1 protein-coding gene is annotated in these 691 nt (G+C 70.8%); it reads left to right on the forward strand.

Annotated features, from left to right (window positions below):
* Positions 1-691, forward strand: a 691-nt coding sequence (locus AC1DWF_RS34845; RefSeq protein WP_476843040.1) for a PAS domain-containing protein, incomplete at both ends; no start/stop codon positions are given.

The raw sequence follows: 691 nt of genomic DNA on the forward strand, positions 1-691 counted from the left end.
GACTACGATCGCGCGCTGGATGCCATGGCCGACGGCGTGCTCACCATCGGCCCCAACGCCGGCATCGTGACGCTGAATCCCGCGGCCGCGCGCATGCTCGACCTGGACCGCGAGGCGGCGATCGGCGAGAGCCTCGCGATCCTGATGCACGACCGCGAGGGCACGGACGAGTTCATCGATTCCGTGCTCGCACCGCTGCACGGCGAGAGCGGCGAGCGGCACACCATCTCCTTCCCCGGCAACCGGCGGCTGTCCATCGAGGCGACGCTCTGGCGCGCGCAGCAGGGGCCGAACGCGGGCAAGCCGGCGATAACAGCCGTTTTCTCCGACGTGACGGAGACCGAGCGCCTCCAGGCCGAGATCGCCGAGCAATACGTGAAGCTGCAGGACGCCTTCCTGAAGCTCGAGGAATCCGCGGTGCGCACGGCGCGCACCAGCCGGCGCATCGCGCTGATGCGTTCCGGCGCGATCGGCCTCGCCTTCCTCGCCGTCTTCGGGGTCGCGGCCTGGACCTGGCGTTCCGCCCTCACCGGATCGGACTTCTCCTCGCAGCAGCTGCCGGGCGGCGTCCTTACCCTCACCGCCACGGCGCAGCCGGTCAGCGCGCGCATCGCCGTCGTGGGCGTGCTGGAGCCGGGCGCCAATGTCAGCGTGATCGCGCCCTTCGACGGTACGGTGCGCGAGCGACTGT

The organism is Aminobacter sp. P4_D5 (assembly GCF_056401815.1).